The following is a 15,462-nucleotide window of genomic DNA, read 5'->3' on the forward strand; positions in this document are numbered from 1 at the left end:
TTGGTGGTGGGCTTTGTCTGTTGTTTATAAGAGACTGGGGTGGGCCTGCTCCCGCCGGTGCCGGCGGTGGCTCGCGGTGTCCCCGTGGTCCCGGCGCTTCGCGCGGGATCTCCCACCCACCCGCCCGATCGCCCCGCGTCGTGGCGGTGGCCCGTGGGTGTGTCGGTCGGTAGCGCGCCTGTTCCCGCCCGTGCTGGCAGTGGCTCGCGGTGTCCCCTTGGTCCCGGCGCTTCGCGCGGGATCTCCCGCCCACCCGCCCGTTTGCCCCGTAGCTGCCCACCCACCCCCAGCACCCCGCCGTCCACTGCGGGGAATCGGGTGGGTGGGCGGGAAAGATCCGTCGCGAAGCGGCGGGCCAGGTTACGGACGGACCTGCAGGCGAAGGGCCCGTCGGACCAGTGGGGCCCGGCTCCGGCAGGTTCTGTGGCCCGGCGGGGACTCGGCCCGCCGACGTTCAGCCCCCGCAGGCCCCCGCAGCCCCCAGCCCCACAGGCCCCCGCCCCCCCAAGCCCTGCTCCCGATTTGTCAGCTCTGGAGGGAAGGTTTCTGGGAGGAAGTCAGGCTCGGGGAAGGCCTTGGGGTGGTGGGTTGGGACGGCCTGCCGGGGGTGGCCGGTGCGGGGGGTGCGGCCTGCCTCGGGGCAGGGGCGTACATCTCTTCCGGGCCGCCCTCCGGGGGTTCGCCCAGGGATTCCAGGGCAGATTGGGCCGCCGGGGCCAGCAGGGGGGAGAAGTGTGGGTTGATGCGCAGGGCCTCGGTGATGTGGCGGCGGGCCGCGCCGTACTCGCCCAGCTCCCGCTCGATCTCGCCCCGGTGGTAGGTGAAGGGCGCGCTGCGCGGGCCCTTGTCCGTCGCCTTCGTGGCGTACTTCAGGGCCAGTTCGGACTCGCCGGAACGATGCAGTGCCCAGGCCAGCGCGTCCGCCACCTCAGGGCTCGGATGCCGCTTGAACTCTGCGCGGAGGCGCCGCACCGCCTCCTCCGGGTCGCCGTGGTCCGCCTCGAACAGGCCCAGGATCCGTTCGTCGTTGACGCCGTTGACCCCCTCCTGCTTCACCCGGGCCCTCAGTACCTCGTACTGCGCGCGCGCCGCCGGCGTCAGGCGGAGCGACTCGTACAACTCGCCAAGCGCCAGGGCGTATTCAGGTGCGGGCTGACGGGTCAGGGCGCTCCGGTACGCGTTCAGCGCCTCCGGCGTACGGCCCAGAGCCGCGAGCGCGCGGCCCTTGCCCGCCAGGGAGGGGTGGTGGTCCGGATCCGCGGCGAGCGCCGCCTCGTAGTAGCGCAGGGCCTCCGCCGGCTCACCCCGCTCCCACGCCAGCTCGCCCACCCGGTGCAGGCACAGGGCCTTCTCCGCGGGCCCTTCCGCCAGCGCCGCCGCGTCCGCCAGTGTCGCCGCCGCGTCCTCGCGCCAGCCGCGGTCCCGGTACACCTGCCCGGCCCGCACCATCACCGGGCTGCCCGAGCTCAGCTCCTGCAGGGTCTCCAGCGCCTTGCCCACCGCCTTCGCCTTGCCCAGGCCGCTGTACGCGTCGATCAGGACGGGGTACGTCGTCCACCGCTTCGGTGATTCCTTGACCGCGCTCTCGCCCCACTTCCGTGCCCCACGGAAGTCGTGCCGCGCGTTCGCCAGCGCCGCGAGCCCCGTCAGCGCCTCCACGTTCCCGGCGGGCCGCGCCTTCAGCGACGTACGCAACGCCTGCTCGGCCTTGGGGTAGTACGCGGTGTCCGCGGTCCGCCGCCCCCGCTCGACGTAGGCGGCCCCGAGCACCGCCCACGAGTGGTCGTCGGCGGGATGCGCCCGCAGATGCGCCTCCCGCTCCCCGATGAGCACCGCGAGGTCCGGCAGCGAGGCCGGCACCCCGGCACCCACCGCGGCCATCGCCCGCCCGGCGGGCCCCAGTGCGGGCGGCGCCGCCTTCCCGCCGCCGTCGGGCAGCACCACGAGTACGCCGCCGAGCACCGCACACCCGGCGACGGAGGCGATCAGTACGCGCTTCACCGAAGGCTTCATGACGCACACTGTGCGTCAATACGAAGAGCACATCCCGGCATGCGGACCGGCGTCGCACACGGGTTCACACCGATGGCCCCGGGTGCGAGGCTGTGATCATGAGCCGCACACTCATCGAACTCCTCTGTGTCGGTAGCGAGGCCCTCCCCGCCGACGCCGTCCTCACGGACCCGGACATCACGTCCTCGTACGCGAACGACATGGCGAGCTTCTGCGACGCCGGCACCCCCGCGGTCGTCGTCCTGCCCCGCACCGTCGAGCAGGTCCAGCACGTCATGCGCACGGCGACCGAGCTCCGCATCCCGGTGGTCCCGCAGGGCGCCCGCACGGGCCTGTCCGGCGGCGCGAACGCCAGCGACGGCTGCATCGTGCTGTCCCTGGTCAAGATGGACCGCATCCTGGAGATCAGCCCCGTCGACCGCATCGCGGTCGTCGAACCGGGTGTCGTCAACGCCGACCTCTCCCGCGCAGTCAACGAACACGGGCTCTACTACCCGCCGGATCCGTCGAGTTGGGAGACCTGCACCATCGGCGGGAACATCGGCACGGCCTCGGGCGGCCTGTGCTGTGTGAAGTACGGCGTGACGGCGGAGTACGTGCTCGGCCTCGACGTCGTCCTCGCCGACGGACGGCTCATGAGCACCGGGCGGCGTACGGCCAAGGGCGTCGCGGGCTACGACCTCACACGCCTCTTCGTCGGCTCCGAGGGCAGCCTCGGCATCGTCGTCCGCGCGGTCCTCGCCCTGAAGCCGCAGCCGCCCCAACAGCTCGTCCTGGCCGCCGAGTTCGGCTCGGCCGATGCCGCCTGCGACGCCGTATGCAAGATCATGGAAGGGGGGCACGTCCCCTCGCTCCTCGAGCTGATGGACCGTACGACCATCAGGGCCGTGAACGCGCTGGCCAACATGGGCCTGCCCGAGACGACCGAGGCACTCCTCCTCGCCGCCTTCGACACTCCGGACCCGGCGGCCGACCTCGCCGCCGTCGGCGCGCTCTGCGAGGCCGCGGGCGCCACCCAGGTGGTCCCCGCCGAGGACGCCGCCGAGTCCGAACTGCTGCTACAGGCACGGCGGTTGTCGCTCACCGCGCTGGAAGCCGTCAAGGGCACGACGATGATCGACGACGTGTGCGTGCCGCGCTCGAAGCTCGCGGACATGCTCGCCGGCGTCGACCGCATCGCCGATAAGTACAGCCTCACGATCGGCGTCTGCGCGCACGCGGGCGACGGCAACACCCACCCCACCGTCTGCTTCGACGCGGCAGACCTCGACGAGGGCCGCCGCGCCCGCGAGTCCTTCGACGAGATCATGGCCCTCGGCCTGGAACTCGGCGGCACGATCACCGGCGAGCACGGCGTGGGCGTCCTGAAGAAGGAGTGGCTGGCACGCGAGATCGGCCCGGTGGGCGTGGAGATGCAGCGCGCCATCAAGTCGGCGTTCGATCCGCTCTCCCTCCTCAACCCGGGCAAGCTCTTCTGAGGTTTCGAAAGCTCTGGCTCCGCTGTCGCCCCCGTGGCCGCGGAGCTCACTCACCGTCCTTGGACTCGTCGCTCGGCCACGGGTCGCGCAGCCAGAGATCGTCGGCCGGGGTCGGCGTGAGCAGCTCGGCGAGGCCGTCGTCGATGCCGAGCCGCTCAGCCTCAGAGCCCGGAGGGACCACCCGCAGCGTGCGCTCGAGCCAGGCGGAGACGGCGGGCGCGGGCGCCTCCAGGAGCGCGTCACCGTCGGGTGAACTCAGCGCCATCAGGACGACACTGCGCCCCTCGACCTTGGTCGGCCAGACCCGGACGTCGCCGTGGCCGCAGGGCCTGAACACCCCCTCGACGAGGAGCTCGCGGGCGAACGTCCAGTTCACCGGGTTCTCGGAGCCGATATGGAAGGCGATGTGGACGGCGTACGGGTCGTCGGTGCGGTAGGTGAGGCGGGCCGGGACGGGGATGGCGCGTTCCGGAGAGAGGACGAGTTTGAGCTCAAGCTCGCGTTCCACCACGGTGTGCATGTCGGTGCGTTCCTTCCTTGTTCGGGGCCCTGGGAGCGGACCCGTGCAAGGAGAGAGCGCGAGGTGGCCGGGGCATTACGCGACTTCCGGAAAGTTTTTTTATCGGAGGGTTCGCGGAGGTTCGCGGAGGGTGCGCGGCGAGTGCGCGGCACCGCTGAACTGTGCCCCGATGGGGGCCGGAAGGGCAGGACCCGCACAGCTGGCGGCGGAGGTCTGATAGATGTGGAGCCTCAAAAAGACCCCCGAGCAGATACGGGACGACGGACATGAGCGCCCCAACTCCGGCCCCAGGCGACGACAGGCCCCGCGAAGGCTACTACCCCGATCCGTCCATTCCCGGATATGTCCGGTACTGGAACGGCGGGGCCTGGGTGCCCGGTACGAGCCGTCCCGCCCCGTCCGAAGGCGAAACGCTGCCCGCACCGCCCGGCGCGGGTGCGGCGGCGGCTCCCGCGGCATCGCTGCCGCCCGCTGAGCCTGCTGAGCCCGCGGCGCCCGCCGCGGAGGAGACCGGTCCGGTCTTCTTCGACGAGGAGCCGATGCCGGAGGCGACGGGCGGCGCCGCCTCCGCCGCGGCCTCCGCCGCCGCCGACGCTCAGCACGGGGCGAGGCCCGAGCCCGCGTCGGCGTGGCAGGCGGACGCGGGGCGGCAGACGGGACTCGGCGGCGAGCAGGACCGGCGGGTGTCGTGGGGTGCGGCCGGGCAGGGCGATCCGCGGGACCCGCGCGTACCGAGCGAACGCCCGGCGGCGGCACAGCCGGAGCCCTCGTCCCCTTCTCCTTCTCCGTCCCCCTCCGCCTCTCCCTCTGCGGGAGAGGAGGGGCCCGGCACGGTGCAGATCCGCGCGATCAAGCCGGGTACGTCGGGTACGTCGGGTACGCCCGCCAAGCAGCCGCCGCCGGCGACCGACGGCACCGTCACGTTCCGCAGGCCCAGTGGGCCGTTGCGGCCCGCCGCGGCGAACGAGCAGCCCTCGGCCGGTACCGAAGGCACCATGGCGATCAGGGCCCTGCGCCCGAAGTCCTCCGGCGGCGCGCCGCAGGCCGCTGTCCCTCCGCAGGCCGCGTCCTCGCCCGCGCCGGCCCCCGCGCAGCCTTCCGTTCCGCAGCAGGGCGGTGCGCACGGCGGCGTGCCGTCGCCGGTGACCTCGGGGCCGGGCGGCGGTTCGCCCTCGTGGGCCCAGCAGGTCCACCAGCTCGCCGAGTCCGACGGCCAGGCGCGGCAGCCGGTGGCGCCGTGGAAGCCGGTCGCCAACGATCCGTTCCTCGCGGCGGCGCAGGCCCAGGCGGCGGCGCGGCCGGCGGGCATGGGCAAGCGGTTCGCGGCGCGGCTCATCGACAGTGTCGTGCTCGCAGTGGTCACCGGTGCGGCCGCGCTGCCGCTCGGCACGAAGGCCGCCGATCACGTCGACAGCAAGATCGACGCGGCGAAGCTGTCCGGCGAGAAGGTCACGGTGTGGCTCCTGGACGGCACCACGGCGGGTTACCTGGGCATGGTCCTGGCGGTCCTGCTCGTCTTCGGCGTCCTCTACGAAGCGCTGCCGACCGCCAAGTGGGGTCGGACGCTGGGGAAGAAGGTGCTGGGGCTCGAGGTGCGGGACATGGGGGAGCACGAGGCGCCGTCGTTCGGGGCGGCGTTGAAGCGGTGGCTGGTGTATGCGGTGCCTGGGGTGCTGGTGATCGGGCTCGTGGGCGTCCTGTGGGGCCTCTTCGACCGACCGTGGCGCCAGTGCTGGCACGACAAGGCGGCGGGCACGTTCGTGGCGGGCTAGCGTTTCCCTTTCCCCGACCCTGCCCCTTCGCGCAGTGCTGCCGGGCAATCGGGTGGGCGGGCGGGAAAGATCCGCCGCGGAGCGGCGGTCTTGAGCGGCCCCCCTTAACCCGTACAGCCGCTCGCCGCGTGCGGACATCGCGCCCTCAGGGTCCACTCGCCCCATGAGTACCGAACCGCCGCCGTACCCGCCGCCCCCCGACGACGACAACGACCCCTTCCGGAAGCAGCCCCCGCCGACCTCACCGCCGTACGGCGGAGGCGGCGGCGGTGATCCCTACGGGAGCGGCGGCGGGTACGGTGCGCAGGATCCCCTCGCCGGGATGCCACCCCTGGCCGACAGCGGGAAACGCGTCCTCGCCCGCATCATCGACATGATCCTCGTCGGCGTGGTCGTCTGGCTGCTCTCCTGGCTCTTCAACACCAACGAGTTCGACGTCGACCCGGACAAGGTCGAGTACGGCAAGAGCTTCGGCCAGTCCCTGCTCGCCGCCGTGCTCTACATCGCGTACGACACCTTCCTGATCGCCAAGACCGGCCAGACCCTCGGCAAGAAGTGGCTGGGGATGCGGGTGGCGAACCTCAACGACGGGTCGACGCCCTCCGTGCAGACCGCGCTCGCCCGCGCGGCCGTCCTCTGGATCCCGTTCGCGTTCTGCTGCGCCTGCATCTGGACGGCCGTCTGCGGCGGCTGGAGCTTCTTCGACAAGCCCTACAAGCAGGGCCTGCACGACAAGGCGGCCAAGACGGTGGTGGTCAGCACCACTTAGGACGACGCGGCGGCGGCTGCCTCAGTGACAACAGCGGGCTCGTGATCCTCACGGGCCCGCTGGTTCGCGTACGGACTCGGCAAGCACAGGCGCCGCGGCGGCCCGCTGAACCGGCACACGCTCCTCGGCGGCGCGTACGACGGAAGCGACCCGCGCGGCCGGAGCGGCGGGCTTCGGCTGGGGAACGGTCATGGCGACCAGTAATCCGAGACCGAGCGCGGCGAAGGCTATGACCGCCACCCCGATTCCCGAACTCGTCTGGGAGAGCAGCAGCATGGCGAGCGTCGAGAAGACGACGGTCACTGTGCCGTACGTGAGCTGTGCGGGGGTGGGACGAGGCAGCGGCATGGGACGAGGCATGGCGTAATCCGTCCTCGGAAACAGCGGATGCGGAGGGGTGTCGAACCGTATGAGTTGTGCTGTATAACCGTGGATCCGAAGTGCTGTACACGAATCAAAGGGTGCCCGGCGACGGCGACTTGAGAAGTGCCGTCGCTCGCTGTGGCGCACCGTCGATTGACTCTAATCCGCTGCATGCCCGACGGGAACGGGCGGTAAGCGTGACCTAACCCACGGTGCGGCAGCACAGGGGGCGCACGGGTTCATGGCGTCCACCAAGTGGACGTCCGGACGCGCCCGTTGACCTTTCCGGCGGCGCGTGCGCGCGTTCCGGCAGCCGCCCGCGCGTGTCCGGATAGCGGATCTCCGCGACTGCATAGTGCACTTGGCCTGTTCAAGTCAAGGTCTGTCTTTTCTTCTGCATCTCCGGTCGAATGTCGTCACTTGTGACGCGTATCGCGCGCGGACCTCCTCCGACCGGGACTCGTCCGCCCCCGCGCGTACGCGGGGGAGGACAGCATCAAGTGACAGTCAGAAGACGGACGTTCAGAGCCACCGCGGCTGCCGTGGCGATGGCCGCGGCCGCCGCCACGTTCTCGGCAGCCACCGCATCGGCCGAGGACGGCGGGTCCACCGGGGCTCCCGCCATCGACCGGCAGGACCCGAGCCGGGCCAAGGCCCAGGTCGACCACGACCTCGAAGGGCCGTTCAGCAAGGAGCAGGCCCAGCAGCGCCAGTCGGCTCTGGAGCAGGTCGTCGCGGGCGACGCCAAGATCCAGAAGCGCGACGGCTCGCAGGTCGTGAAGCTCGACGACAAGAAGTACGTCGAGCTCGGCCGCGAGCAGACCGACAAGATCTTCACGATCCTGGTGGAGTTCGGGGACAAGGTGGACGACACCACCATGTACGACCCCGACGGTCCTGAAGGACCCGAGAAGCCGGCCAAGAAGTACGGCGGCAAGCCCGGCCCCGCGCACAACAAAATAGCCGAGCCGGACCGTGCGAAGGACAACAGCACGGCCTGGCAGAAGGACTACAACCAGAAGCACTTCCAGGACCTCTACTTCGGTGAGGGCAAGGACGCCAAGGGCAAGACCAAGCACTCGCTGAAGACCTACTACGAGAAGACCTCATCCGGCCGTTACTCGGTCGACGGCGAGGTCTCCGACTGGGTCAAGGTCGACTACAACGAGGCGCGCTACGGCTCCAATTACTGCGGCGACACCAACTGCGCCAACGTCTGGGACGCGGTGAAGGACGGCGTCACCGCCTGGACCGCCGACCAGAAGGCCCAGGGCCGCACGGACGCGCAGATCAAGGCGGACCTCGCCAAGTACGACCTGTGGGACCGCTACGACTTCGACGGCGACGGCAACTTCAACGAGTCCGACGGGTACATCGACCACTTCCAGATCGTCCACGCGGGCGAGGACGAGTCGGCCGGCGGCGGTGCCGAGGGCACCAACGCCCTCTGGGCGCACCGCTGGTACGCGTACGGCAACGACGCGGGCAAGACGGGCCCGGCCGACAACAAGGCCGGCGGCACGCAGATCGGCGACTCGGGCATCTGGGTCGGCGACTACACGATGCAGCCGGAGAACGGCGGCCTCGGCGTCTTCGCCCACGAGTACGGCCACGACCTCGGTCTGCCCGACCTGTACGACACCACGGGCAAGGCCGAGAACTCGGTCGGCTTCTGGTCGCTGATGTCGGCCGGCTCCTGGCTCGGCACCGGCAAGGACGCCATCGGTGACCTGCCGGGCGACATGACCGCCTGGGACAAGTTCCAGCTGGGCTGGCTCGACTACGCCAAGGCGAAGGCGGCGACCAAGTCGACGCACAAGCTGGGTGTTTCGGAGTACAACACCAAGAACAAGCAGGCGCTCGTCGTCGAGCTGCCGAAGAAGGCCGTGACCACCACGGTGGTCAAGCCGACCGAGGGCTCCAAGCAGTGGTGGAGCGACCAGGGCGACGACCTCAAGAACACCCTGACGCGGTCGGTCGACCTGACCGGCAAGTCCAAGGCCGAGCTGTCCCTTGACGGTTGGTGGGACATCGAGGCCAACTACGACTACCTCTACACCGAGGTGTCGACGGACGGCGGCGCCAACTGGACGCCCGTGGACGGCACCGCGGACGGCAAGGCCATCCCGCGCGATGCCGGCGACAAGCCCGCGTTGACGGGTGTCTCGGGTGCGTACAAGAAGCTCGCCTTCCCGCTCGACGCGTACGCCGGCAAGAAGATCGACCTCCGTTTCCGGTACGCGACGGACGGCGGCACCGCGGGCAAGGGCTTCGCGGCCGACAAGCTCGCCGTGACGGCGGACGGCGCGAAGGTCTTCGACGACGGCGCCGAGGGCGACGACAACGGCTGGACGTCCAAGGGCTTTTCGCGCATCGGCGAGTCCTTCACCAAGGACTACGACCAGTACTACCTCGCGGAGAACCGCCAGTACGTGTCGTACGACAAGACCCTGAAGGTCGGCCCGTACAACTTCGGCTTCTCCAAGTCCCGTCCGGACTGGGTCGAGCACTACGCGTACCAGACCGGCCTGATGGTCTGGCAGTGGGACACCTCGCAGAAGGACAACAACGTCAGCAAGCACCCCGGCCAGGGTCTGATCCTGCCGGTGGACGCGCACGCCAAGCCGCTGAAGTGGGCGGACGGCACGTTGCTCCGGAACAAGATCCAGCCGTTCGACGCGCCGTTCAGCAAGTACGGGACGGACGCGTTCACGCTCCACAACGCGGACGTGGCGCTGAAGATCAAGTCCCAGAAGGGCGTCCCGGTCTTCGACGACCGCAAGGGTACCTACTGGTTCAAGGAGAACCCCACGGGAAGCGTGAAGGTCACTGACACCAACACGCAGATCAAGATCGTCAAGCAGCCCAAGGACGGCTCGTCGATCACGGTCCAGGTGGCTCCCTCGGTGAAGTAATTCGCATTTACGCAGGTCAAAGCATGATCGGCCGTCGCCCTCTAGCGGGCGGCGGCCGATCGTGTTTAGGTGCGTGCTGTGGATTTCTTATTGACGCGAGGTCCGGCCAGGGGCCTCGTGCGATGTCTCACGGGGGTGTGACCAACCATGTCCGCAGGAGGTTTCAGCAGGCTGCCGAACGGCACCGTGGTGGTGGCCCTGACGCTGCCGAGCCCGTCGGTGTGCGGCGGCAATGTCCGGATGATCGTCCACGCGGTGAACCGGGCGAGGGCGCTGACGCGGCTGCGGAATCTCGGGCTGCGGGCGGTGTATCTGCGGGGCAACGCGGAGCCGCCTACGCCGGATGAGATCACGGCGGTTCTGCATCACCCTGACGGGCTGATATGGCGTACTGCTCCGGATGGCGCGGCTGAGCTTTGGCATCCGATTCGTGCGCTTAAGCGTCAGAGACCGGGGTTCAGCTCATCCGGGGTGTGAGTGGCTGTGGCGGAAGCTCGTACGTCACCTGCGGGTGCGTCGTGGCTTGTCGCGCAGTTCCCCGCGCCCCTTACAGGGCTTAGACGACCGGCTTGCCCGTCAGCTCTACGCCCGCCGCCCGCAACTCCTCCAGGGCCCGCTCCGTCGTCGCCTCCGCGACGCCCGCGGTCAGGTCCAGGAGGACCACCGTGCTGAATCCTTCCCGCACGGCGTCAAGGGCGGTGGCCCGTACGCAGTGGTCCGTGGCGATGCCGACCACGTCCACCTCGGTGATGTGCCGCGCCCGCAGCCAGTCCGCGAGGGAGACGTCGTTCTCGTCGACCCCCTCGAAGCCGCTGTACGCGGCCGAGTAGGCCCCCTTGTCGAAGACCGCGTCGATCGCCCCCGAAGCGACCACCGGCGCGAAGTTCGGGTGGAAGCCGATCCCCTCGGTCCCCGCCACACAGTGCGGCGGCCAGGAGCGGACATAGTCCGGGTGGTCGGAGAAGTGGTCGCCCGGCTCGATGTGGTGGTCCCGGGTTGCCACCACGTGCCGGTAGCCCGCCGGGGCCTGGCCGATCAGCTCGGTGATGGCGGCGGCCACGTCCGCGCCCCCGGCCACCGCGAGGCTGCCGCCCTCGCAGAAGTCGTTCTGCACATCGACGACGATCAGAGCGCGGCGCATCGGGTGTCCTTCGGTCGGCAAGGCTGGCTGGTAGGTGCGGGGGACTCGGCCGGATGAACCGAGCGTAGAGACTTCCGTTGCGTTGCGGGAGGGGGTGTTCGGCTGCCCCGGCGCGCGGCCACCGGCCGTCCCGTGGCGTCAGGCGTACTCCGTGGGAATGACCGCCTCGCCCTTGGAGAGCTGGGTGGCGGAGAGGGGGAGCCGGGCCCGTGCCGCCGCGTGCCGGTCGCGGACCGTGTCGAGCGGCTCGCGCGCCACCACCTCACCGCCCTTGATCAGCTCGACGAGGAGTTCGTGGTCGGCGAGCTCCACCGGAACCGGGCCCGTGCCGATCACCTCGGCCTCGGCGACCCCGTGCTCGTCGGGCCGCCGGGCGGCCCACTTGCGGCCGCCGACGGACGACTTCCCGCCCACGGACTTCTTCGCCACCGCCTCCAGCGGAGCTTGCGGGTCCGCCGAGTGGGCGCGGGCCACCAGCTTGTAGACCATCGAGCAGGTGGGGTGCCCGGACCCGGTGACCAGCTGGGTGCCCACGCCGTACGCGTCGACGGGCGCCGCGGCCAGCGATGCGATGGCGTACTCGTCGAGGTCGGAGGTCACGACGATCTTCGTCTTCGTGGCGCCGAGCTCGTCCAGCTGCTGGCGCACCCGGTGCGCGACCAGGAGCAGGTCGCCGGAGTCGATGCGTACGGCGCCGAGCTCGGGCCCTGCGACCTCGACGGCCGTGCGGACGGCCTCGGTCACGTCGTACGTGTCGACCAGGAGTGTCGTGCCGGGGCCGAGGGAGTTCACCTGGGCCTGGAAGGCGTCGCGTTCGTTGTCGTGCAGGAGGGTGAAGGCGTGCGCGGACGTGCCGACCGTGGGGATGTCGTAGCGGAAGCCCGCCGCCAGGTCGGACGTGGTGGTGAAGCCGCCCACGTACGCGGCGCGCGATGCGGCGACGGCCGCCAGTTCGTGGGTGCGCCGTGCGCCCATCTCGATCAGCGGGCGCTCTCCGGCGGCCGATGCCATCCGGGACGCGGCGGCCGCGATCGCCGAGTCGTGGTTGAGGATGGAGAGGATCACCGTCTCCAGGAGGACGCACTCCGCGAAGGAGCCCTCGACGCGCAGGATCGGCGAGCCGGGGAAGTAGACCTCGCCCTCCGGATAGCCCCAGATGTCACCGCGGAAGCGGTACGAGGCCAGCCACTGCAGGGTCTCCTCGTCGACGACACGGCGCTCGCGCAGGAAGCCGATGACGTCGGCGTCGAAGCGGAAGTTCTCCACGGCGTCCAGGACCCGCCCGGTGCCGGCCACCACTCCGTAGCGCCGTCCCTCGGGCAGTCTGCGCGTGAAGACCTCGAAGACGGAGCGCCGGTCGGCGGTGCCCGCCTTCAGCGCTGCCTGCAGCATCGTCAGCTCGTAGTGATCGGTGAAGAGCGCCGTCGACGGAACATCCACCGGCAGCCCAAGGTCCGCTGTGTTCATACGAAGGATGCTACCCCGCATCTCGTCACTCTGACGATTTCCCGGGTCCATTTGTGCGATGGCCCCCTACGGGTGGCAGCATGGGACAAGTGAGTACGGCTCCCGCAGAGATCACGCGCCCGGAATCGGCCGAAGAGACGTTCGCCGTCCCCGAGCCGGACGTCCCCTGGATCACGCTTGTGCACAACGATCCGGTCAACCTGATGAGCTACGTGACGTACGTGTTCCAGGCGTACTTCGGGTACTCGAAGCACAAGGCCACGAAGCTGATGATGGATGTGCACCACAAGGGTCGAGCCGTCGTCTCCACCGGCACGCGCGAAGAGATGGAGCGCGACGTCCAGGCCATGCACGGGTACGGCCTTTGGGCCACCCTCCAGCAGGACCGCAAGTAGCAGGCCGACAGCAGTGGACCGGAAGCAGCGACGCATCTGATGCCAGGACAATTCGAAGCGATCCCCGGGGGCGGCGCCGCCGTCGCGCTCGACGAGGTCGAGATCTCGATCATCCGCTCCCTCGCCGTCCAGCTCCTTGAGCTGATCGGCCCCGGACCGGGAGAGGACGCCTCCGACGACCCGCTCGCCGAGCTGTTCGCGGACGGCCCCAGCGAGCCGCCGACCGACCCGGTGCTCCAGCGGCTGCTGCCCGACGCATACGGCGGACCGGGCAGCGAGAAGGCCGACGAGGACGAACTGCGGGCGTACTCCGCGGAGTTCAGGCGCTTCACCGAGAACGACCTGCGGGCCAAGAAGCGGGACGACGCCCTCGTGGTGATCCGCTCCCTGGACTCCATGACGGCGGCCGGCGACGGCGGCGCGGTCCTCAAGCTGTCGGCGGAGGAGTCCCGGCACTGGCTCGGCGCCCTCAACGACCTCCGGCTCGCGATCGGCGCCCGCCTCGACGTCATCGACGAGGAGGACACGGACCTCCTCTATCAGCTGCCGGACGAGGATCCGCGCAAACCGATGGTGATGGCCTATTTGTGGCTGGGCGGTCTGCAGGAGACGCTGGTCAGCACGTTGGTCGTGTAGTTGCCGGTGGAGTGGAACGGCTCACGGGGCCGAAAATCGATGTAGACGGCACCTGTAACAGGTGTTCGCTCAGCGGATCCTCAAATCCGGATAACGATCGCGTCACTTCAATGCCCCCGTATGACGCCGCGGGGGAATTTTGTCCGCTTCTTCCAGTGGTCTGCGCCACACGTGGCTGAGCCGATCACTGTTGCGACCGTGATAAATCTTCACGACCACTCGGTGACGCCACCCATGTCACCGATGGCGCTCGGGCCGGCAGATCGCCGGTAGCACTCCATCCATATCCGGGGGGATCAGGACCTGATCCGTGGCCATACGCAGACTGCGGGCACGGATCAGCGTGGAGAAAGGCGTCACCATGACCTCAGTGCAGGTCGAAGAGCATCACGACGGCAATGAGGCCGATCAGGCCAAGGGCTCGTCCGGTTCATCCGGCGAGGGCTATCAGCGCGGGCTCGGGGCCCGACAGATCCAGATGATCGCGATCGGCGGTGCCATCGGCACCGGTCTGTTCCTCGGCGCGGGCAAGGCCATTCACAAGGCCGGCCCCAGCCTCATCCTGGCGTACGCCATCGCCGGCCTTGTCATCTTCTTCATCATGCGGGCCCTGGGCGAGCTGCTCATGTACCGCGCCGTCTCGGGTTCCTTCTCGGAGTACGCGCGCGAGTTCATCGGCCCGTTCTTCGGATACGTGACCGGCTGGACGTACTGGCTCTTCTGGGTCGTCACCGGCATCACGGAAGTCACAGCGGCCGCTCAGTACATGCAGTTCTGGACGCATGACTCCATCCCGCAATGGGCGTACGCGCTGATCTTCACGGTCATCCTGTACGGCGCCAACCTGATCTCCGTGAAGCTCTTCGGTGAGCTCGAGTTCTGGTTCTCGATGGTCAAGGTCACCGCGATCATCGGCATGATCCTCATCTGCGCCGGCATCCTCACCATCGGCTTCTCCGACGCCGGTGACACCGCGTCCGTGAGCCATCTGTGGGACCAGGGCGGGTTCTTCCCCAACGGCATCGGCTCCACGCTGATGACGCTGCAGATCGTGATGTTCGCCTTCCTCGCCGTCGAGCTGGTCGGCGTCACCGCGGGCGAGTCCAAGGACCCCGAGAAGACCCTGCCCAAGGCGATCAACACCGTGCCGTGGCGTATCGCCGTCTTCTACGTCGGCGCGCTCATCATGATCCTCTCGGTCGTGCCGTGGACGCAGTTCGTGCCGGGCGTCTCGCCGTTCGTCGCCGCCTTCGACAAGATGGGCCTCGGCGTCGGCGCCGCGATCGTCAACTTCGTCGTCCTGACGGCCGCGCTCTCCTCCTGCAACTCCGGCATGTACTCCACCGGCCGCATGCTGCGTGACCTGGCGCTCAACGGCCAGGGCCCGAAGTTCTTCACCAAGCTCACGAAGAACGGCCTGCCGCTGGTCGGCACCACCTTCTCCGCCGCGCTGATGCTGGTCGGCGTCTGGATCAACTACCAGTGGCCGGGCGAGGCGTTCAACTACGTCGTCTCCTTCGCCACCATCTCCGGCATGTGGGCCTGGATCATGATCCTGGTCTGCCAGATCAAGTACCGCCGCAAGGCCGACCGCGGCGAGCTGCCGCAGTCCACCTTCCGGGCTCCGGGCGCGCCGTACACGAGCTGGTTCGCACTGCTCTTCATCGGCATGGTCATCGTGATGATGGGCATCGACAAGGACGCGCGCATCTCGCTCTACGCGGCCCCGGTGTGGGCGCTCATCCTGGGCGTCGGCTACCTGGTCATGCAGAAGCGCAACGCGCAGCCGACGGGCGGCGGCGACGCCGAGCCGCAGGACGCGATCAAGTCCTGACTCCCGCCTGATCCCTGCTGATCCCAGCATGTGGGGGCGGGCCGGGCCCCCCCCCGGGCGGGCGGGGCCCCCCCGGGGAGACGGGGGGCCCCCGGGGCCACACACCCCCCCCCCCCCCCCCCCACCAGGCGGCCCCCCCCCCCCGCCCCCCCCCCCCCC

13 protein-coding genes are annotated in these 15,462 nt (G+C 69.6%); 8 read left to right on the forward strand and 5 right to left on the reverse strand.

What is annotated here, in order from left to right; all coding sequences use genetic code 11:
• Positions 1-525 precede the first annotated feature (525 nt).
• On the reverse strand, positions 526-2,013 hold the full coding sequence (locus tag ACFWY6_RS34660) for a tetratricopeptide repeat protein (protein ID WP_384699122.1): 1,488 nt from the start codon (positions 2,011-2,013) through the stop codon (positions 526-528).
• Between the two features lie 98 nt (positions 2,014-2,111).
• Here ACFWY6_RS34660 and ACFWY6_RS34665 point away from each other — a divergent pair, with 98 nt between their 5' ends.
• Positions 2,112-3,491, forward strand: coding sequence for an FAD-binding oxidoreductase (locus ACFWY6_RS34665; protein WP_266866494.1), 1,380 nt, complete (start codon positions 2,112-2,114; stop codon positions 3,489-3,491).
• Between the two features lie 46 nt (positions 3,492-3,537).
• Here the strand turns inward: ACFWY6_RS34665 and ACFWY6_RS34670 are convergent, their stop codons facing one another.
• A complete protein-coding gene (locus tag ACFWY6_RS34670; protein ID WP_384699126.1) occupies positions 3,538-4,011 on the reverse strand; it encodes an SsgA family sporulation/cell division regulator in 474 nt (157 codons plus the stop codon).
• 266 nt (positions 4,012-4,277) lie between these two features.
• Here ACFWY6_RS34670 and ACFWY6_RS34675 point away from each other — a divergent pair, with 266 nt between their 5' ends.
• On the forward strand, positions 4,278-5,783 hold the full coding sequence (locus ACFWY6_RS34675; protein WP_384699129.1) for an RDD family protein: 1,506 nt from the start codon (positions 4,278-4,280) through the stop codon (positions 5,781-5,783).
• Between the two features lie 163 nt (positions 5,784-5,946).
• Positions 5,947-6,552 (forward strand): RDD family protein, encoded by a 606-nt coding sequence (locus ACFWY6_RS34680; RefSeq protein WP_384699132.1) that lies wholly within the window; start codon positions 5,947-5,949, stop codon positions 6,550-6,552.
• Between the two features lie 48 nt (positions 6,553-6,600).
• Here the strand turns inward: ACFWY6_RS34680 and ACFWY6_RS34685 are convergent, their stop codons facing one another.
• Positions 6,601-6,894 carry a hypothetical protein gene (locus ACFWY6_RS34685; protein WP_384699150.1) on the reverse strand — a complete coding sequence of 98 codons (294 nt, stop codon included), beginning with the start codon at positions 6,892-6,894 and terminating at the stop codon, positions 6,601-6,603.
• A 521-nt stretch (positions 6,895-7,415) separates the two neighbouring features.
• Between ACFWY6_RS34685 and ACFWY6_RS34690 the strand changes: the two genes are divergently transcribed.
• Together ACFWY6_RS34690 and ACFWY6_RS34695 are read left to right on the forward strand one after the other, a co-directional pair.
• Positions 7,416-9,830, forward strand: coding sequence for an immune inhibitor A domain-containing protein (locus ACFWY6_RS34690; RefSeq protein ID WP_384699135.1), 2,415 nt, complete (start codon positions 7,416-7,418; stop codon positions 9,828-9,830).
• A gap of 147 nt (positions 9,831-9,977) precedes the next feature.
• Positions 9,978-10,307, forward strand: a complete 330-nt coding sequence (locus tag ACFWY6_RS34695) for a hypothetical protein (RefSeq protein WP_384699138.1) — start codon at positions 9,978-9,980, stop codon at positions 10,305-10,307.
• A 79-nt stretch (positions 10,308-10,386) separates the two neighbouring features.
• On the opposite strand, the gene ACFWY6_RS34700 is transcribed toward ACFWY6_RS34695, so the two are convergent.
• Positions 10,387-10,971, reverse strand: a complete 585-nt coding sequence (locus ACFWY6_RS34700; protein WP_384699141.1) for an isochorismatase family protein — start codon at positions 10,969-10,971, stop codon at positions 10,387-10,389.
• Between the two features lie 138 nt (positions 10,972-11,109).
• Entirely contained in the window at positions 11,110-12,438 is a 1,329-nt protein-coding gene (locus ACFWY6_RS34705; protein ID WP_266866508.1) for a nicotinate phosphoribosyltransferase, read from the reverse strand.
• A gap of 80 nt (positions 12,439-12,518) precedes the next feature.
• Between ACFWY6_RS34705 and clpS the strand changes: the two genes are divergently transcribed.
• From clpS to ACFWY6_RS34720, 3 genes are all read left to right on the forward strand, one after another.
• Positions 12,519-12,833: an ATP-dependent Clp protease adapter ClpS gene (gene clpS, locus ACFWY6_RS34710; RefSeq protein WP_266866510.1), complete on the forward strand. Its 315-nt coding sequence runs from the start codon at positions 12,519-12,521 to the stop codon at positions 12,831-12,833.
• Between the two features lie 39 nt (positions 12,834-12,872).
• On the forward strand, positions 12,873-13,469 hold the full coding sequence (locus ACFWY6_RS34715) for a DUF2017 domain-containing protein (RefSeq protein WP_384699144.1): 597 nt from the start codon (positions 12,873-12,875) through the stop codon (positions 13,467-13,469).
• Positions 13,470-13,830: 361 nt separating this feature from the next.
• Positions 13,831-15,303, forward strand: coding sequence for an amino acid permease (locus tag ACFWY6_RS34720; protein WP_384699147.1), 1,473 nt, complete (start codon positions 13,831-13,833; stop codon positions 15,301-15,303).
• Positions 15,304-15,462 lie beyond the last annotated feature (159 nt).

Origin of the sequence: Streptomyces sp. NPDC059037 (genome assembly GCF_042740015.1) — a bacterium.
Lineage (GTDB): Bacteria > Actinomycetota > Actinomycetes > Streptomycetales > Streptomycetaceae > Streptomyces.